The sequence below is a fragment of the Agrobacterium sp. CG674 genome, from assembly GCF_053521645.1.
The window spans coordinates 194,043-213,111 of record NZ_JBNWDZ010000001.1; the positions used below are offsets into that span (position 1 = coordinate 194,043).

Genomic DNA, 19,069 nt, shown 5'->3' on the forward strand with positions numbered 1-19,069 from the left:
GTGCGCACGCTCATGAAAATTCCATCTGCCCTCGTGGCCATTTCGTCTTTGCTTCTGCTCAGCGGCTGCAACCTCGTTGTGATGAACCCTGCGGGTGATATCGCTGTTCAGCAGCGCGACCTCATCATCACCTCGACGGTGTTGATGCTGCTCATCATCGTTCCGGTTCTCGCACTCACGCTGTTTTTTGCGTGGAAGTACCGTGCATCCGCCAAGGCGGAAGATTACGATCCGGAATGGCATCACTCCACGCGCCTTGAAATGGTGATCTGGTCGGCTCCGGTCGCCATCATCCTGATGCTTGGCACCGTGACATGGATCGCGACCCACCGTCTTGATCCCTATCGTCCGATCGAGCGTCTGGATGAGAACCGCGAAGTGACGGCGGATATGAAGCCTCTGACGGTTGAAGTCGTGGCAATGGACTGGAAGTGGCTGTTCTTCTACCCCGAGCTTGGCATTGGCAGCGTCAACGAATTCGCAGCGCCCGTTGATGTTCCAATCAACTTCAAGATTACTGGCACCACGGCCATGAACTCGTTCTTCGTTCCAGCCCTTGCTGGTCAGATTTACGCCATGGGCGGCATGCAGACGAAGCTTCACGCTGTTATCAACAAGCCCGGCGTTTACGATGGCTTCTCGGCTAATTTCTCCGGTCCCGGCTTCTCGCACATGCGCTTCAAGTTCCATGGCCTGAGCCAGGAAGGCTTTGACCAGTGGGTTGCCAAGGCGAAAGATGGCGGCAAGGGCTTCGGCCGCATGGAGTATCTCGAATTCGCCAAGCCAAGCGAGCGCGAGCCCGTGCAGTATTTCGCCAGTGTTGACCCGCAGCTTTACGACGCGATCCTCAACCGCTGCGTCGAGCCCAACAAGCTTTGCATGCGTGACATGATGCATATCGACGCCAATGGCGGTGGCGGCAAGGAAGGCATTGATATTGCCAAGGCGCTGAACTCCGTGGTTTGCACACCGCTTTCGCCCTATGGCGTGGCGATGGGTCCACAGTCGACGCCTGCGGCTATCCAGGGCCAGACATTCGAGCCAGCAGCTTTGCCTGCCTCGAAGGCCACTGCACCCAATGCCAGCAAGAGTGCTGGTTGATACGAGAGTTGCCTGCGGCGCGATTTCCGCGCTGCTCTGAACGCTTCGGTCTGTTCGAGGCGTAAATTCAATGACTTGGGAATGTGTGTCTTGTTCAGTGGAATGAGCGGCATTCTAAAAATCGCAAGAGGCTAAAATGGTCGTCAATACCGATCAAACGTCATTTCTCTTCGGGAAGCTGACGTGGGACTCCATCCCCATCCATGAGCCCATTCTCATCGTGACCTTTGCGGTCGTGGCGCTTGGTGGCGCAGCCGTTCTGGGCGCGCTCACCTATTTCCGGCTCTGGGGTTATCTCTGGAAGGAATGGTTCACGAGTATCGATCACAAAAAGATCGGTATCATGTACATTATCCTGGCACTCGTCATGCTGATGCGCGGCTTTGCCGACGCCATCATGATGCGTATCCAGCAGGCCATTGCCTCTGGCGGTTCGGAAGGGTATCTGAACGCCCACCACTATGACCAGATTTTCACCGCGCACGGTGTCATCATGATCTTCTTCATGGCGATGCCAATGATCACGGGCTTGATGAACTACATCATTCCGTTGCAGATCGGCGCCCGTGACGTCTCGTTCCCGTTCCTCAACAACTTCTCCTTCTGGATGACAACGGCCGGTGCTGTCATCACCATGATCTCGCTGTTCATTGGTGAGTATGCACAGACCGGCTGGCTGGCCTATCCGCCACTGTCAGGCATTCAGGGAAGCCCGAGCGTTGGCGTGGACTACTATATCTGGGGCCTGCAGATTGCCGGTGTAGGAACCACGCTGTCGGGTATCAACCTGATCGTTACCATCATCAAGATGCGCGCACCCGGCATGACGATGATGCGCCTGCCGATCTTCGTGTGGACATCGCTGTGTTCCAACATCCTGATCGTGGCCTCGTTCCCGATCCTGACCGGTACGCTCGCACTTCTGACCCTTGACCGTTACGTTGGTACGAACTTCTTCACCAACGATCTTGGCGGCAATCCGATGATGTACGTCAACCTCATCTGGATCTGGGGTCACCCGGAAGTCTACATTCTCGTGCTACCAGCCTTTGGTATTTTCTCCGAGATCGTATCGACTTTCTCCAACAAGCGTCTCTTCGGTTATGCTTCGATGGTCTATGCGACAGTGGTCATCACCATCCTGGCCTATGTCGTGTGGTTGCACCACTTCTTCACCATGGGTTCCGGTGCCAGCGTCAATGCCTTCTTCGGCATCACGACGATGATCATCTCGATCCCGACAGGCGCGAAGATCTTCAACTGGCTGTTCACGATGTATAAGGGTCGCATCACCTTCGATGTGCCCATGCTGTGGGCCATCGGCTTCATGATCACCTTCGTCATCGGTGGCATGACCGGCGTTCTGCTGGCCGTTCCTCCAGCCGACTTCGTGCTGCACAACTCGCTGTTCCTGATCGCCCACTTCCACAACACAATCATTGGTGGCGTGGTGTTCGGTGTGCTCGCCGGTATTGCCTACTGGTATCCAAAGGCCTTCGGCTATCGTCTCGACCCATTCTGGGGCAAGATGTCCTTCTGGTTCTGGTTCGTCGGCTTCTACTTCGCCTTCATGCCGCTCTACGTTCTTGGCCTGATGGGCATTACCCGCCGCCTCAGCCAGTTCGAGGACACATCGCTTCAGCCGTGGTTCCTCGTGGCAGCCTTCGGTGCATTCCTCATCGCATTGGGTATCGCATCCTTCATTATCCAGCTCGTCGTCAGCTTCCTGCGTCGCGAAGAACTGCGTGATACCTCGGGCGATCCCTATGGCGGTCGTACGCTGGAATGGTCTACGTCTTCTCCACCGCCTGCCTACAACTTCGCTTTCACGCCTGTCGTGCATGAAATCGATGCCTGGGCGCATATGAAAAAGCACGGCGCCGAGCGCCCCGTCGATGGCTTCATCCCGATCCATATGCCGAAGAATACCGGCACGGGTGTCATCATCAGCGCCATCTCCGTCGTGCTTGGGTTCGCACTGGTGTGGCACATCTGGTGGCTGGCAATTGTTTCTCTGGTGGCCATCATCGGGGTCTCAATTGCCCACACCTTCAACTACAATCGCGACTATTACATCCCCGTATCGGATGTGACGGAAGTCGAAGCAGAACGTACGAAGCTGCTGGCAACTCAGGCGTAAAAGAATGTCTCAAGCACCTGCCCAGAGCGCCAATGGCGCGGAAAAGCCGGTCTTCTACCTGAAGGAAGACCACCACACAGAAAACGGTACATCCATCGGTTTCTGGCTGTATCTGATGAGCGACTGCCTGATCTTCGCAACGCTCTTTGCAACCTATGCCGTTGTCGGTCGCAGCTATGCGGCCGGCCCATCCGGTGCCGATCTGTTCGACCTCAAGCTGGTGGCGATCAACACGGCATTCCTGCTGTTGTCGTCCATCACCTACGGCTTTGCCATGCTGGAAGCGCAGAAGAAGAAGATCAACTCCACGCTGATCTGGCTCGGCATCACCGGCCTCTTCGGCTTGGCGTTCCTCAGCCTGGAACTTTACGAGTTCTACCACCTCATTCATGAGGGCGCGACGCCACAGCGTTCGGCCTTCCTGTCTGCCTTCTTCGCGCTGGTCGGCACGCACGGTCTGCACGTCACCTTCGGTGTCATCTGGCTCGTCACGCTCATGGTGCAGATCAAGAAGTTCGGTCTGCATGCTGCAAACATGCGCCGCCTGACCTGCCTTTCCATGTTCTGGCACTTCCTGGACGTGATCTGGATCGGCGTCTTTTCCTTTGTTTACCTGGTTGGAGTTCTGTGATGGGTTCAAACACACACGAGCATAACCACGCGCACGGTCATGACCATGCACATAATCATGACCATCATGACAGCGGCGAAGATCATGGCTCGTTCAAGAGCTACATGATCGGCTTCATCCTCTCGGTCATCCTGACGGCGATCCCGTTCTGGCTGGTCATGAGCGATGTTCTCGAAAACCGCACGACAACCGTCATCGTCATCATGATCTTCGGTGTCATTCAGGTCTTCGTGCACATGATCTACTTCCTGCACATGAACACCAAGTCGCAGGGCGGCTGGACCTTCATGTCGCTGCTGTTCACGCTTGTGGTGGTCATGATCACCCTCGTCGGCTCGCTCTGGGTCATGTACAACATGAACAAGAACATGATGCCGACCATGACGATGGAGCAGATGCGCAACATGCCGTAACCGGCGGCGTCTGCCACGATCTAGCGGCCCGCGACAGCGGGCCGTTCCTCTCCGAGAGACACGAAAACCCATGAATCGGAGAGCGGATTCATGGGGTTTTGTGTTGAGCGAGAAGCCAAATGACCATTCAGAACAAAGAAGCATCGGCTCGAAAGGGCATCCGCCCTGCGGCAATCGCCGTCATGGTCATGACCATCATCCTGACCGGCTGTTTGCTGGCGCTGGGCACATGGCAGGTCAACCGTCTGGCGTGGAAGAAGGATCTGGTTGCGCGCGTCGAAGAACGTGCACATGCAGCGCCGGTCGAGGCGCCCGCCGCTTCCGAGTGGCCTGCGCTGACGGACCCCGCGCAATATGAATATCGCCGCGTGAAAATTGCCGGCACCTTCCGCCATCAGGATGAGGTTCAGGTCTATACCGTAACGGATCTCGGTCCCGGCTATTGGGTCCTGACCCCGTTTGAGCGGCAGGACGGAACCCGGGTCATCATCAACAGAGGCTTTGTGCCGACCGATAAGCGCGCTCCTGAAACCCGTCCTGAAGGCGAGATCGCGGGCACAGTCGAGGTCATCGGACTGATGCGTGCGCCGGAGACCGGCGGGCTCTTCCTGCGCACCAACGATCCGCAAAACGACCGCTGGTATTCACGCAACATCGCGCAGATCACGGACGCAAAAAAGATCGAGAATGCCGCACCCTTCTACATCGATGCGGATGCGACCGCCAATCCAGGCGGCCTGCCGGTGGGCGGCAAGACCATGCTGACCTTCCCGAACAACCATCTCTCCTACGCCGTTACATGGTATATTCTGGCTGGAATGGTTGTTGCGGCGGGATGGTATGTGATGCGCAATCTGAATGCGCCAAAAGCCAGGGATGAGTAACGAGTCGCATGAACCTCGTCAGCCTCGTGCTTAAATAAAGCATTTCCCCTTTATGCGCTGGGTGATTATATCACCGTGTTGTGAGAGCGGCCGCAAGAGCCGCAGTTTTTGTGGTGATATATGGCACGCGCTTTTCTTCTGCTTCTCGATTCCTTTGGTGTGGGTGGCGCACCGGATGCTGAATCTTACGGCGATCTGGGATCGAACACGCTCGGCCATATCGCCGAGTTTTGTGCCGCCGGTGCGGCGGATCGAGCAGTCCTGCGCGCTGGTCCGTTGAAGCTGCCAAACATGTCGGCGCTCGGGCTTCTGAATATTGCGCACCTTGCCAGCGGTGAACGCCCTGCGGGCATGGAGCCACCAGAGCGCATCTATGGTCTTCACGGCTGCGCCAGCGAGGTTTCCAAAGGCAAAGACACGCCATCTGGCCATTGGGAAATCGCCGGTACACCCGTTCTGTTTGATTGGGGTTATTTCCCAACTGAGGGTGATGCTTTTTCGGAAGAGCTTGTCGCAGGAATCTGCGCGGAGGGCGAGGTATCAGGCATACTCGGCAATTGCCACGCATCCGGCACTGACATCATCGCGCGTTTTGGTGCGGAACACATCAAAACCGGAAAGCCGATCTGCTACACCTCGTCGGACTCCGTGTTCCAGATTGCCGCACATGAAGAGCATTTTGGCCTTGAGCGGCTGATTGCCTTATGCCAGACCGTGCGAAAGCTTGTCGATCCGCTCAATATCGGCCGTGTTATCGCCCGCCCGTTTAGAGGCGAGACACCGGCGACATTCGAGCGAACCGGCAATCGACGCGATTTTTCGGTTCTGCCGCCAGAGCCAACGCTGCTGGATCGGCTTGTCGAAAAAGACCGCAAGGTGCTGGCCATCGGCAAGATCGGCGATATCTATGCCCATCAAGGCGTGTCCCGGGTCATCAAGGCCAATGGCAACGAAGCGCTGATGGATGCGACCTTACAGGCTATGGACGAGGCCGAGAACGGTGATCTCGTCTTCACCAATTTCGTCGATTTCGACATGAATTATGGCCACCGCCGCGATGTCGCAGGCTATGCCGCAGCACTCGAAGCCTTTGATGCGCGCCTGCCGGAAATTCACCGCAAGATGCAGCCCGGCGATGTCGCGATCATCACCGCCGACCATGGTTGCGACCCGACATGGCGCGGCACGGATCATACACGCGAGCGCGTGCCGATCATGGCCTTCGGCCCCGGCATCCGCGAACGCAGCATCGGCATCCGCCCGACCTTTGCCGATATCGGCGAAAGCATCGCCGCCCATCTTAATATACCGACCGGTCGCCACGGCAGGAGCTTCATGTGACATCCCACCTTCTGAAAGCCGAGATCCATTGCCATCTGGAAGGGGCTGCGCCGCCAGCACTCGTGGAAGAGCAGGCGCGAAAATATGGCATCGATACCACTCCGTTTCTGCTCGATGGCGCTTACATATGGTCCGATTTCGCCGAGTTCATAAAATGCTATGATGCCGTGGCCCAGGTCTTCAAGACGGATGAGGATTATGCGCGCCTGACCGAGGCCTATCTGACGGAACTCGCGGGTGAAAATACCATCTATAGCGAGTTGATCATTTCACCTGATCACGGCGACCGCATCGGTCTGGGCGCAGACGCCTATCTGGCCGGTATTGCTGAAGGCATAGCGGCGGCGAAGCAGAAGACCGGCATCGAAGCGCGCATCATCGTCACTGGCGAGCGCCATTTCGGCCCCGAAAGCGTCATTGCCGCTGCGGAATATGCGGCCCGGGTCAAGCATCCGCTCATCACCGGCTTCAACATGGCGGGCGAAGAGCGCATGGGGCGGGTGGCAGACTATGCCCGCGCCTTTGATATCGCCCGCGATGCGGGGCTTGGGCTTACCATTCATGCGGGCGAGGTTTGCGGTGCATTCAGCGTGTCTGACGCGCTTGACCTCATAAAGCCGCAGCGCATTGGTCACGGCGTACGTGCCATCGAGGATGATGCGCTGGTTGCTCGACTGGCAGAGCTTGGCACGGTTCTGGAAGTCTGCCCCGGCTCCAACATCGCGCTGAATGTCTACCCGGATTTTGAAAGCCATCCGTTGAAGCGCCTGCGGGATGCGGGCGTTCGGGTCTGCGTCAGTTCTGACGACCCACCCTTCTTCTCCACGTCGCTGGCGCAGGAATATGAGATCGCCCGCCATGCCTTCGGTTTCAGTGACGCCGAGATCAATGCAATGACCCGCACTGCCATCGAAGTGGCCTTTGTGGATGAGGAAACCCGCACCCGACTGCTCGGCCTGTTGGATACACCATCTGCTTCATAGAAACAGGCAAGGACGGAGGCGCAAAATGTGCTTCCGGTCTTGCGAAACCGGTTCATTCGGTGAAATACAGAGACATCAGAGATCAAAGAAAAGGCCAGGTTCATGGACGGCGTCACCGTTATCGCTCACCCGCTCGTGCAGCACAAACTTACCATCATGCGCAAGAAGGAAACCTCGACTGCTGGTTTCCGCCGTCTGCTGCGCGAAATATCGACGCTGTTGTGCTATGAAGTGACGCGCGATCTGGAAATGACGCAGGAAACCATCGAAACACCGATGCAGACCATTCAGGCGCCGGTTCTGGAAGGCAAGAAGCTCGTTTTCGCCTCCATCCTCCGCGCCGGTAACGGCCTGCTGGAAGGCATGCTGGAGCTCGTTCCATCCGCCCGCGTCTCGCATATCGGTGTGTACCGCGATCACGATACGCTTGAGGCCGTGGAATACTTCTTCAAGGCACCCGACAATCTCGATGCACGCCTGATTATCGTTGTGGACCCGATGCTGGCAACGGGCAATTCGTCCATCGCAGCCGTCGATAAGCTGAAGGAACGTGGCGCAAAGAATATGCGCTTCGTGTGCCTTCTCGCTGCCCCTGAAGGCATCAAGAACTTCCGCGAAGCACACCCGGATGTTCCGATCTTCACGGCTTCCATCGACAGCCACCTAAATGAACAGGGCTACATCATGCCCGGTCTGGGTGACGCGGGCGACCGCATGTACGGCACGAAATAAGCAGTCCATGCGCCCCCGGTTCAACCGGGGGCGCAAATCTCGATTACTTCATCGTCGGCATGACGAATTCTGCACCAGTCTTGATGCCAGACGGCCAGCGCGTCGTGATCGTCTTGGTCTTGGTCCAGAACTTGATCGAATCCGTGCCGTGCTGGTTGAGGTCACCGAAGCTCGATGCCTTCCAGCCGCCGAAGGAATGGTAGGCCAGCGGAACAGGGATTGGCACGTTGATGCCGATCATGCCGATATTGATGCGGCTGGCAAAATCACGGGCTGCATCACCATCGCGGGTGAAGATCGCAACGCCATTGCCATATTCGTGCTTCATCGGCAGTTCCAGGGCTTCTTCATAGTTCTTGGCGCGAACGACCGACAGAACCGGTCCGAAGATCTCCTGTTTGTAGATGTCCATATCTGTGGTCACGTGGTCGAACAGGCAGCCGCCGACGAAATAGCCGTTTTCGTAACCCTGCAGCTTGAAATCCCGGCCATCGACGAGGAGTTCGGCACCCTGCTCGACACCGCTGTTGATCAGGCCCTGAACACGGGTCTGCGCTTCCTTAGTGATCAGCGGCCCCATATCGGCCTTGTCGTCCGTATAGGGGCCGATCTTGAGTGCTTCGATCTGCGGGATCAGCTTTTCGATCAGACGATTTGCCGTGTCTTCACCAACCGGTACAGCAACGGAGACCGCCATGCAGCGCTCACCGGCAGAACCGTAACCGGCACCCATCAGTGCGCTGACGGCCTGGTCGAGATCGGCATCCGGCATGATGATCATGTGGTTCTTGGCGCCGCCAAAGCACTGCGCGCGCTTGCCGTTCATCGCAGCCGTGCCGTAGACATAGCGTGCGATCGGCGTGGAGCCGACGAAGGAAACCGCGCCGATATCCGGGTTGGTCAGAAGGCCGTCAACGGCGCTCTTGTCGCCATTGACGACGTTGAGGATGCCCGCAGGCAAACCGGCTTCGATCATCAGTTCGGCAAGACGGATCGGCAGGGAAGGGTCGCGCTCGGAAGGCTTCAAAATGAAGGCGTTGCCGCAGGCGATTGCCGGTGCAAACATCCACATCGGGATCATGCCGGGGAAGTTGAAAGGCGTGATGCCAGCGCCGATGCCAACCGGCTGGCGGATGGAATACATGTCGATGGCAGGACCAGCACCTTCGGTGAACTCACCCTTGGAAAGATGCGGGATGCCGCACACGAATTCGCAGACTTCCAGGCCGCGAATAATATCGCCTTTGGAATCTTCCACCGTCTTGCCGTGTTCGCTGGAAAGCAGCACAGCCAGCTCGTCCATGTTCTGGTTCAACAAGTCTACGAACTTGAAGAACACGCGGGCGCGGCGCTGCGGGTTGGTCGCGGCCCATTTTGGCTGGGCCTTCTTGGCGCTCTCAACAGCCGCCAGGATCTCCGCATCGCTGGCCAGCGAAACCGTTGCCTGCACTTCGCCTGTTGCCGGATTGTAGACATTCGATGTGCGGCCGCTGGTGCCGCTCACGTGCTTGCCGTCGATGAAATGGCCGATTTCTTTCATGGGTAGTCCTCCAGATTTGATGCCGCACCTTCGCGCTTTGAATTGCACAAATCAATCACCTGGAATAATCATCCGTTGTGCATAATTCGACATTAGGGGTGGGGTATGAACTGGGACGATGTGCGCGTATTCCTCAGCGTTGCGCGAAGCGGGCAGTTTCTCGCCGCTGCCAGAAAGCTCGGTGTCAACCATGCGACGCTCAGCCGCCGGGTGTCCGCACTGGAGGAAGCACTCGGCTGTCAACTGTTCCTGCGCAGCACGACCGGATGCGAGCTGACCGAGGATGGCACCCGCTTTCTGGCCTCGGCGGAACGGATGGAAACGGAAATGCTTGGCGTGCGGGCTGATCTGGGGCGAGGGGATTCGGCCATCAGCGGCACGGTGCGCATCGGCGCGCCGGATGGTTTCGGCGTGTCATTTCTCGCGCCGCGTCTTGGCGCGCTGACGGCGATGCACCCGGACCTGAAAATAGAGCTTGTGCCGGTGCCGCGATCTTTCTCGCTGTCACAGCGTGAGGCAGACATTGCCATAACCATCGAAAGGCCGGAGCAGGGAAGGCTCGTTTTGTCCAAACTCACCGATTATTCGCTGGGTCTTTATGCGTCGGACGCCTATCTGCGCATGAATGGCGTGCCGGATACCATCGAGGCGTTGAAGCTTCACCGCCGCATCGGCTATGTCGAAGACCTCATCTTTTCACCATCGCTGAATTATACGGGCGAGGTGATGCGCGACTGGAATGCGAGCTTTGAAATCTCAAGCGCCATCGGCCAGACAGAGGCGGTGCGCTCCGGCGCTGGCATCGGCATCCTGCATGATTACATTGCCCGCAATCACCCCGAGCTCACGCGCATCATGCCTGACGTCACAATCTACCGCTCCTACTGGACCGCATTTCATGAAAATGCCCGCCAACTGGCGCGTGTGCGAACCGTGGTGCAGTTTCTTCAGGACATTGTCGCAAGCGAGCGCCACATATTCAGCCCTGCGGCGTGATGCGGATGAGGTAGCAAAGGGTGTGATTGGCTTCTATCTTTATCGTTTCGGCGACCTCGACAGCATCCAGTGCGGCCATCTCTAGCGTCTGCTTCCCCGATATCGCCAAGGCATCTCCCGTAACAAGCACGAGAACCATCTCACCAAAAGCCTCCCTGCTGACTGCAAAGCGCCCCGTTATCCGTTCGACGCTGTGACGATAGCGCCCGCGCCGGGTCATGACATTGAGGTCGGTCACGGGCCCATCGGGAAGCGTGGCCGCCACTGCAATATCTGCTGCGAAGGACAATGGCAGGCTTGCGCCATTCAGCGCCACGTCTTCCCCGCCCTCCATCGCCAGCGACATTCCGGCACCATCCACAATGGACAAGGTCCGATCAATGCCGGGGAAGATGGAGAATGGCCCGTCGCTGGCGACGGTCGCCATGCTGATGCGCCAATCAAAGCTATCGACTGAAGAACCGGGCGGAAAGACGGCGATTTCCACCGTCTCTCCACCACCATTCTTCCATGGCATGCGCTTGTGTTCGCTGGCGCGGTAGAGCTTCATGGCTTTCAGTTACCCAGAATACCGGGCAGGCGAAGGCCCTTTTCCTTCGCGCAATCCAGAGCGATGTCATAGCCTGCATCGGCGTGGCGCATGACGCCGGTTGCCGGGTCGTTCCACAACACACGATCCAGACGCCGTGCTGCGTCGTCTGTGCCATCGGCGCAGATGACGACGCCCGAATGCTGGGAAAAGCCCATGCCGACGCCGCCGCCATGGTGCAACGAAACCCACGTGGCGCCCGATGCAGTGTTCAGCAGCGCATTCAGAAGCGGCCAGTCGGAAACGGCGTCAGATCCGTCCTTCATCGCTTCCGTCTCCCGGTTGGGAGAGGCAACGGAGCCTGAATCGAGGTGGTCACGACCGATCACGACGGGCGCTTTCAGCTCGCCGCTCTTCACCATCTCGTTGAAGGCGAGCGCCAGCCGGTGCCTGTCGCCAAGACCCACCCAGCAGATGCGGGCGGGTAAGCCCTGAAAGGCGATGCGGTCACGCGCCATATCCAGCCAATTGTGCAAATGGGTGTTGCCGGGGGTCAGTTCCTTTACCTTGGCGTCTGTCTTGTAGATATCCTCAGGATCACCCGAAAGTGCTGCCCAGCGGAATGGGCCGATGCCTCGGCAAAACAGCGGACGGATATAGGCTGGCACGAAGCCGGGGAAGGCGAAGGCGTTTTCCAGCCCCTCTTCCTTGGCGACCTGGCGGATGTTGTTGCCATAATCCAGCGTCGGCACACCCGCATTCCAGAAGTCGACCATCGCCTGAACATGCTGCTTCATCGAAGCGCGGGCGGCAACTTCCACCGCCTTGGGGTCGCTTTCCTGTTTCGCGCGCCACTCACCAACCGTCCAGCCGAGGGGCAGGTAGCCGTGGATCGGGTCATGGGCTGAGGTCTGGTCGGTCACGATATCGGGGCGTGGACCGCCAGCCTGCATGCGCTTGACCAGCTCCGGGAAAACCTCCGCAGCATTGCCGATGAGGCCGACGGATTTCGCTTCGCCAGCCTTTGTCCATTGGTCGATCAGATCAAGGGCTTCATCCAGCGTGTGAGCTTTGGCATCGACGTAACGGGTGCGCAGACGAAAATCGACGCGGGTTTCATCGCACTCCACCGCAAGGCAGCAGGCGCCAGCCATCACGGCGGCCAGCGGCTGTGCGCCGCCCATGCCACCCAGCCCCCCAGTCAGGATCCATTTGCCCTTAAGGTTGCCTTCGTAATGCTGCCGTCCGGCCTCCACGAAAGTCTCGTAGGTTCCCTGCACAATGCCCTGCGTGCCGATGTAGATCCACGAACCGGCGGTCATCTGGCCATACATGGCCAGCCCCTTCTTATCCAGCTCGTTGAAATGCTCCCACGTTGCCCAATGCGGCACGAGGTTGGAATTGGCGATCAGTACACGCGGCGCATCCTTGTGGGTGCGAAACACGCCAACCGGCTTGCCGGATTGCACCAGCAGCGTCTCGTCCTCGTTGAGGTCCTTCAGCGTGGCGACGATGCGGTCGAAATCCTCCCAGGTGCGGGCGGCGCGGCCAATGCCACCATAGACAACCAGATCATGCGGGCGCTCGGCGACATCAGGGTCGAGATTGTTCATCAACATGCGCAGCGGCGCTTCGGTCATCCAGCTTTTGGCGTTCAGTTCCGGGCCTCTGGGGCTGCGGACTTCGCGTTCATTGTGGCGTGGATTGTTCATGATGGTCTCCCCTTGTCGTTGGCATGAAGCGCGAAATCTTCCAGGCGCCTCAGAATGTCTTTGAGGTGAATGCGAAGGCGCGTCGCCTTTTCGCGGTCATAGGCAAATGGTGGTGTTTGCTTGGTGAGATGGGTGGATTGTGCCAGTTCCATCTGGATGGCGTGAACGCCGGTTTCCGGCTTTCCGTAATGGCGGGTTGTCCAGCCGCCCTTGAAGCGTCCGTTCAGAACGAACGTGTAGCCTTGTGCCGCAGCCGCACCATCGCGGACGATGGTTTCGATGGCAGGGTCGCATGTCCGGCCCATATCCGTGCCGATGTTGAAATCCGGCAGCACGCCGTCAAACAGAAACGGAATGTGAGAGCGGATCGAGTGGCAATCATAGAGAATGGCGATGCCGTGTATGGCCTTCACCCGCGCAATTTCCGCCGAAAGGGCTGCGTGGTAGGGCGCGTGAAACTGTTTCAGCCGCTCTGCGATATCCGCATCGGTCGGCTCCTCGCCCTCGTTCCAGATGGGATTGCCATCAAAATCCGTTGTCGGCACCAGCCCCGTCGTATTCTGTCCGGGGTAGAGGCTCACACCCGCAGGGTCGCGGTTCGCGTCGATGACATAGCGGTGGAACGTGGCGCGCACGGTCGTCGCGTCATCCAGCAGTCCGGCATAGAGATCGTGAATGTGCCAGTCGGTATCGGCAAGGGTTTTGCCATTGCTGTTCAGCCGTTCCAATATGTCCGCTGGCACCTCGGTGCCGGTGTGCGGCAACCCCAAAATGATGGGCGATGACCCTTGATGCAGTTCGAAAACAGACATGCTCAGACCTCCAGCTTCGGCAGGATGCCATCTGAAATGACCGAGATTAGTGCGCCTGACGCGATCAACTCCGATGCTGCCTTCAGATCGGGCGCCATGTAGCGATCATCATCCAGCGAGGGGATGACGCCGCGCAGCACAGCCATTGCTTTTTGCAGCTCCGGACTGGTTTTCAGCGGTCCGCGCAGTTCCACGCCCTGAACAGCGGACAGGGCCTCGATGCCGAGAATGGCAAACAGGTTTTCCGTCATTGCCAGCAGGCGGCGCGCGCCGTGGCAGGCCATGGAAACGTGGTCTTCCTGATTGGCAGAGGTCGGCGTGGAATCGACCGATGCCGGGTGCGACATCTGCTTGTTTTCGCTCATCAGCGCAGCCGAAGTCACCTCGGCAATCATCAGGCCGGAATTGAGGCCAGGTTTTTTCGAGAGAAACGCAGGAAGGCCGTAAGACAGCGCCGGGTCCACCAGCAAGGCGATACGGCGCTGGGCAATCGCGCCGATCTCGCAGATGGCAAGGGCCGTCTGGTCTGCCGCGAAGGCAACGGGCTCTGCGTGGAAATTGCCGCCGGACACAACGGAATTGTCGGAAAGGACCAGCGGGTTGTCGGTGACTGCATTGGCCTCGATCTGCAAGGTCTGGGCAACGTGGCGCAGAAGGTCGAGGCAGGCACCATCCACCTGCGGCTGGCATCGGATGCAATAGGGATCCTGCACGCGCTCATCGCCCTCGATATGGCTGACGCGGATCTCGGAACCGTCAAGCAGATTGCGAAGGGCAGCCCCGGCATCGATCTGACCTTTGTGGCCACGCAATGTGTGAATGTCGGGGTGGAATGGCGCGGATGAGCCCATGGCTGCATCGGTGGAGAGAGCGCCTGTTATCAGCGCCGCTTGGGCTGCCCGGTGGGCGCGGAACAGTCCTGCCAGCGCGAGAGCCGTAGAGGTCTGCGTGCCGTTTATCAGCGCTAGACCCTCTTTCGCGGCCAGCACGACAGGCGTCAGACCAGCTTTTGCGAGCGCCTCTGCTGCTGGCATCAACGCACCCTCATAAAACGCTTCGCCTTCACCCATCATGACAGCTGCCATATGTGCCAATGGTGCAAGGTCTCCCGATGCGCCGACCGAACCTTTTTCCGGTATGGCGGGAATGACGCCTTTTTCCAGCATCGCTTCAATCAATCGCACCAGTTCCAACCGCACACCGGATGCGCCGCGACCGAGCGAAATCAGCTTCAGCGCCATGATGAGCCGCACGATATTTTCCGGAAGCGCTGCACCCACGCCGCAGCAATGCGACAGGATGAGATTGCGCTGGAGCGTGGCGAGATCGGCAGCATCGATCTTGATCGAGGCCAGTTTGCCGAAGCCTGTATTGATGCCATAGACCGGGGCATTGCCAGCGGCAATTTCCGCTATGCGTTTTGCGGCTTTTTCGATGCCGGCATCGAAAGACGGATCAAGCTTAGCCGAACCGTTGTTCCAATAGATATCGGCCAGATCGGCAAGCTGCACGGAGCCGGGGTGGAGAGTGATGGTCATGATGTGATCCGTCCCTTGAAAATACGGGCATGAAGCGGGTTGAACCCGATGCGGTAGACAAGCTCGGCGGGCCGCTCGATATTCCAGATGGCAAAATCGGCGGATTTTCCGGCTTCGAGCGTTCCGGTTTCAGAGGAAATCCCCAGCGCTTTAGCCGCATTGCGTGTGGTGGCTGTGAGGCATTCTTCAACCGTCAGCCGGAACAGCGTCGCACCCATATTCATGGTCAACAGCAGCGAGGTCAGCGGCGAGGTGCCGGGATTGCAGTCTGTGGCAAGCGCCATATTGGCCCCCGCATCCCGCAGGGCCTGCACCGGCGGCACTTTCGTTTCGCGCAATGTGTAGAATGCGCCAGGCAATAGCACAGCAACGGTCCCGGCTTTGGCAAGGTCAACTGCTCCTGCTTGATCAAGATACTCCAGATGATCGGCAGACAATGCGCCATAGGATGCCGCCAGTTGCGAGCCACCCAGATTGGAAAGCTGTTCGGCATGCAGCTTGAGCGGCAAGCCGAGCGACACGGCCTTCTCAAAGACAATGCGCATCTCCTCAACGGAAAAGGCGATACCTTCGCAAAAACCATCGACGGCGTCGATCAAGCCTTCGGCATGGCCGCGCTCCATGCCGGGCAAAACAACATCGGCTACGTAATCTGCGTTGCGGCCTTTATAGTCAGCCGGGGTCGCGTGGGCGGCGAGGTAGGTGGTGAGAATACGCACTGGGCGCAACGTTCCGAGGTTGCGCGCAACGCGCAGCATCTTCAGTTCGGTTTCGATATCCAGTCCGTAACCGGATTTGATCTCGATGGTGGAAACGCCCTCGGCCAGAAGCGCGTCCAGTCGCGGCAGCGCCTGCGCAATCAGTTCATCCTGCGACAACGCACGCGTCTCACGCACGGAAGAGACGATGCCGCCGCCTGCTCTGGAAATCTCTTCATAGCTTGCGCCATTCAACCGCATCTCGAATTCCATGGCGCGGTTGCCGCCAAAAACGAGATGGGTGTGGCAATCGATCAGGGCAGGGGTGATCCAGCGTTCATCGCAATCAAACACACGGGCGGCGCTTGCATAGTCTTGCCGCAGCTCCGCCTCGGGACCCGCAAACAGGATACGCCCGTTGCGCACGGCGATGGCTCCTTTTTCGACAATTCCAAGGCCTTGAGACATTGGTGCAAGCGTTGCAATCCGGGCGTTGCGCCAGAGAGAAATTGCGGTCTGATCGGTGGTCTGGTCTGGAATGAAGGTGCCAGTCATGCTCAAATTTCCCTTCCCATATGTTTAATATGTATATACATAATGCACTACGAGGCAAGAGCTGTCATTTGAAAATGAGGAGCCGACATGTACCTTCATGCTGAAACCGCTTTCCTGTCAGACGGTTGGGCCAAAAATATTCGCCTGAAAATTGCGGATGGACGGATTGCCTCTGTTGAAACCGGCGTGGAGGCTGCTGCCGGTGATGAGCGGGTTAAGGTGATCGTCCCAGCCATGTCGAACCTGCACAGCCATGCTTTTCAGCGGGCCATGGCGGGCATGGTGGAAACGCGGGGGGCCACGCAGGATAGTTTCTGGAGCTGGCGCACGCTGATGTACCGCTTCGCCCTGACGATGACGCCGGACCAGATGGAAGCGGTCGCCGCACAGCTTTACATGGAAATGCTGGAGGCGGGCTTCGGTCGTGTCGGCGAGTTTCACTATCTCCACCACGATACGGATGGCGGGCATTACGCCAATATCGCCGAGCTTGCGGAGCGGATCGCAAGCGCAGCCTCTCAGACCGGCATCGCGCTGACGTTGCTTCCCGTGCTCTATGCCCATTCGGGTTTTGGCGGGCAGGAACCTCTCGAAGGCCAGCGCCGCTTCATCAATTCCACCGATGATTTTGCGCGCCTGTTCGAGGGCTGCCAGAAGGCGGCATCCGCCCTGCCAAACAGCATCCTCGGGCTTGCTCCCCACAGCCTGCGGGCGGTGACGCCGGAGCAACTGGCAATGGCAGCCCAGCTTGCGCCCGACGCGCCTCTGCACATCCACATTGCCGAGCAGGTGAAGGAAGTCGAAGATTGCATTGCGTGGTCCGGACAGTGCCCGGTGCAATGGCTGCTGGAACATGCTGATGTGACAGATCGCTGGTGCCTCATCCACGCCACGCATATGACGGCAGAGGAAACGGTTGCCGTGGCAAAAACCGGTGCGGTCGCGGGTCTTTGCCCCATCACCGAAGCCAATCTGGGCGATGGCACATTTTCCGCGCCGGAATTTCTCGCCTCTGGCGGTGCGTTCGGCATTGGGTCCGATAGCAATGTGCTCATCGGTGTCAGCGATGAATTGCGCCAGCTGGAATATTCTCAACGGCTGTCGCAGCGCGCCCGCAACGTCATCGCGCCCGCAAACGGCTCCACCGGGCGTGCGCTGTTTGATGCTGCATTGAGCGGTGGCGCACAGGCACTCGGCGCACGATCTGGCATCGTGCAGGGTCATCCGGCAGATTTCGTGTCTCTGAATGTCGATAACGCCCCCTATCTGGAGGGCGATCATCTGCTGGACGGCTGGATTTTCGGCAATCTCGTCAAACCGGATCAGGTCTGGATCAATGGCCGCTCAGTGGTGCGGAATGGCCGTCATGTTTTGCGCGAAACGATCTCGCAACGGTTCCGGCAGACAATGACGCAGCTTTTGTCCGTGTAGAAACTGCGGACACGCTAATACATGTTTCCGCTGGGCTTGACTTGATGCGGTGGCTCACGGAGTCATGGGCAGTCAGGGAGTTCGAGATCACAATGCCAAAATTCCTCCGCCAGCTTTCGCCCACCGGTATGGGCGTGGCCGTCATGCTGCTCGGCATGCTTTTGTTTGCGCTGAACGACGCCATGGGCAAGTGGCTGGTCTCGACCTATAGTCTGGGGCAGGTCGTGCTGGTGCGCAGTGGCGCTGCCATCATTGTCTTGCTGTTTATTCTTCTGCGGTCGGGGATGACAAAGCTGTGGCGTGTCGAGCGACCCGCGCTTCAGGCGGCCAGAGTGTTTTTCTCCACCGCCGAGCTCTTCTGCTTCTACTTCGCCGTGACCGCACTGCCCCTGGCCGATGTCATGACCTATTGGCTGGCCGCTCCCATCTATGTTGCGGCGCTTTCGCCATTTCTGTTGGGCGAAAAAGTCGGCTGGCGTAGATGGACCGCGATTGGCGTCGGTTTTGTCGGCGTTGTGATCGCGCTCCAGCCAAGTTCGGCATCCCTGACATCTGCTGCCTTGTTCTCGATCCTCGGAAGTGCGGCCTTCGCCTTCATGATGCTATCGGGACGACAGCTGCGAAACACACCGGATACGGTTCTCGCATTCTGGCAGGTCGTGGGTGCAGGCCTTGCGGGCGCCGTGGCGCTTGCCATTGCGCCATCCGGCTGGGTGCCACTGAAATCAGGCTTTGATCTCTCGCTTCTCGGCCTCTTGGGTATCGTTGCGATGACAGCGCATGTTCTGGTCAATCGCGCCCTCAAGCTGGCCGATGCCGCAACTGTCGCGCCGCTTCAATATACATTGCTGCTCTGGGCAGTGGTGTTTGGTTGGCTGATTTTTGGCGATGTGCCCCAGACCAGCATTGTCATCGGTGCGGGCCTGATCGTCTTGTCAGGCCTCTACATCTTTTTCCGCGAGAATGCCCTCAAGCGCAGACAGGCCAGAACGGCAAACCCGCCCCTCGACGACATCGTCTAAAGGTTTTAGGC

17 protein-coding genes are annotated in these 19,069 nt (G+C 58.4%); 11 read left to right on the plus strand and 6 right to left on the minus strand.

The window, feature by feature from the left end:
* Positions 1–12: 12 nt before the first annotated feature.
* The 8 genes from cyoA (at position 13) to upp (ending at position 8,225) form a co-directional block, all read left to right on the plus strand.
* The gene (gene cyoA, locus ACQZ51_RS00955; protein ID WP_448775698.1) at positions 13–1,101 is read left to right on the plus strand and encodes a ubiquinol oxidase subunit II; all 1,089 of its coding nucleotides are present in this window, start codon (positions 13–15) and stop codon (positions 1,099–1,101) included.
* 136 nt (positions 1,102–1,237) lie between these two features.
* Positions 1,238–3,241 carry a cytochrome o ubiquinol oxidase subunit I gene (gene cyoB / locus ACQZ51_RS00960; protein ID WP_042616272.1) on the plus strand — a complete coding sequence of 668 codons (2,004 nt, stop codon included), beginning with the start codon at positions 1,238–1,240 and terminating at the stop codon, positions 3,239–3,241.
* A 4-nt stretch (positions 3,242–3,245) separates the two neighbouring features.
* The gene (cyoC, locus tag ACQZ51_RS00965; RefSeq protein ID WP_448774578.1) at positions 3,246–3,872 is read left to right on the plus strand and encodes a cytochrome o ubiquinol oxidase subunit III; all 627 of its coding nucleotides are present in this window, start codon (positions 3,246–3,248) and stop codon (positions 3,870–3,872) included.
* The gene (gene cyoD, locus ACQZ51_RS00970; protein WP_448774580.1) at positions 3,872–4,285 is read left to right on the plus strand and encodes a cytochrome o ubiquinol oxidase subunit IV; all 414 of its coding nucleotides are present in this window, start codon (positions 3,872–3,874) and stop codon (positions 4,283–4,285) included. The genes cyoC and cyoD overlap by 1 nt, the downstream gene beginning before the upstream one ends.
* A gap of 119 nt (positions 4,286–4,404) precedes the next feature.
* Positions 4,405–5,169, plus strand: a complete 765-nt coding sequence (locus tag ACQZ51_RS00975) for an SURF1 family protein (protein ID WP_448774581.1) — start codon at positions 4,405–4,407, stop codon at positions 5,167–5,169.
* 120 nt (positions 5,170–5,289) lie between these two features.
* Positions 5,290–6,510, plus strand: a complete 1,221-nt coding sequence (locus tag ACQZ51_RS00980; RefSeq protein ID WP_448774583.1) for a phosphopentomutase — start codon at positions 5,290–5,292, stop codon at positions 6,508–6,510.
* Positions 6,507–7,493, plus strand: a complete 987-nt coding sequence (locus tag ACQZ51_RS00985) for an adenosine deaminase (protein WP_448774585.1) — start codon at positions 6,507–6,509, stop codon at positions 7,491–7,493. The genes ACQZ51_RS00980 and ACQZ51_RS00985 overlap by 4 nt, the downstream gene beginning before the upstream one ends.
* 102 nt (positions 7,494–7,595) lie before the next feature.
* A complete protein-coding gene (gene upp / locus ACQZ51_RS00990; protein ID WP_042616278.1) occupies positions 7,596–8,225 on the plus strand; it encodes a uracil phosphoribosyltransferase in 630 nt (209 codons plus the stop codon).
* Between the two features lie 43 nt (positions 8,226–8,268).
* Here the strand turns inward: upp and ACQZ51_RS00995 are convergent, their stop codons facing one another.
* Positions 8,269–9,765: a CoA-acylating methylmalonate-semialdehyde dehydrogenase gene (locus tag ACQZ51_RS00995; RefSeq protein WP_192063229.1), complete on the minus strand. Its 1,497-nt coding sequence runs from the start codon at positions 9,763–9,765 to the stop codon at positions 8,269–8,271.
* Positions 9,766–9,870: 105 nt separating this feature from the next.
* Here ACQZ51_RS00995 and ACQZ51_RS01000 point away from each other — a divergent pair, with 105 nt between their 5' ends.
* Entirely contained in the window at positions 9,871–10,761 is an 891-nt protein-coding gene (locus ACQZ51_RS01000; protein WP_448774586.1) for a LysR family transcriptional regulator, read from the plus strand.
* On the opposite strand, the gene ACQZ51_RS01005 is transcribed toward ACQZ51_RS01000, so the two are convergent.
* Genes ACQZ51_RS01005 through hutI form a run of 5 tightly spaced genes read right to left on the minus strand, consistent with a single transcriptional unit; the run spans position 10,745 to position 16,605 of the window.
* Positions 10,745–11,311, minus strand: coding sequence for a HutD/Ves family protein (locus ACQZ51_RS01005; RefSeq protein WP_448774588.1), 567 nt, complete (start codon positions 11,309–11,311; stop codon positions 10,745–10,747). The two genes, ACQZ51_RS01000 and ACQZ51_RS01005, sit on opposite strands and share 17 nt — an antisense overlap.
* Positions 11,312–11,316: 5 nt before the next feature.
* On the minus strand, positions 11,317–13,002 hold the full coding sequence (hutU, locus tag ACQZ51_RS01010) for a urocanate hydratase (RefSeq protein ID WP_448774589.1): 1,686 nt from the start codon (positions 13,000–13,002) through the stop codon (positions 11,317–11,319).
* Entirely contained in the window at positions 12,999–13,814 is an 816-nt protein-coding gene (hutG, locus tag ACQZ51_RS01015) for an N-formylglutamate deformylase (RefSeq protein ID WP_448774591.1), read from the minus strand. The genes hutU and hutG overlap by 4 nt, the downstream gene beginning before the upstream one ends.
* A gap of 2 nt (positions 13,815–13,816) precedes the next feature.
* Positions 13,817–15,352: a histidine ammonia-lyase gene (hutH, locus tag ACQZ51_RS01020; RefSeq protein ID WP_448774592.1), complete on the minus strand. Its 1,536-nt coding sequence runs from the start codon at positions 15,350–15,352 to the stop codon at positions 13,817–13,819.
* Entirely contained in the window at positions 15,349–16,605 is a 1,257-nt protein-coding gene (gene hutI / locus ACQZ51_RS01025; RefSeq protein WP_448774593.1) for an imidazolonepropionase, read from the minus strand. The genes hutH and hutI overlap by 4 nt, the downstream gene beginning before the upstream one ends.
* A gap of 87 nt (positions 16,606–16,692) precedes the next feature.
* Here hutI and ACQZ51_RS01030 point away from each other — a divergent pair, with 87 nt between their 5' ends.
* Both ACQZ51_RS01030 and ACQZ51_RS01035 read left to right on the plus strand, forming a co-directional pair.
* On the plus strand, positions 16,693–18,036 hold the full coding sequence (locus ACQZ51_RS01030; RefSeq protein WP_448774595.1) for a formimidoylglutamate deiminase: 1,344 nt from the start codon (positions 16,693–16,695) through the stop codon (positions 18,034–18,036).
* Between the two features lie 92 nt (positions 18,037–18,128).
* A complete protein-coding gene (locus ACQZ51_RS01035; RefSeq protein ID WP_448774596.1) occupies positions 18,129–19,058 on the plus strand; it encodes a DMT family transporter in 930 nt (309 codons plus the stop codon).
* The last annotated feature ends 11 nt before the right edge of the window (positions 19,059–19,069 follow it).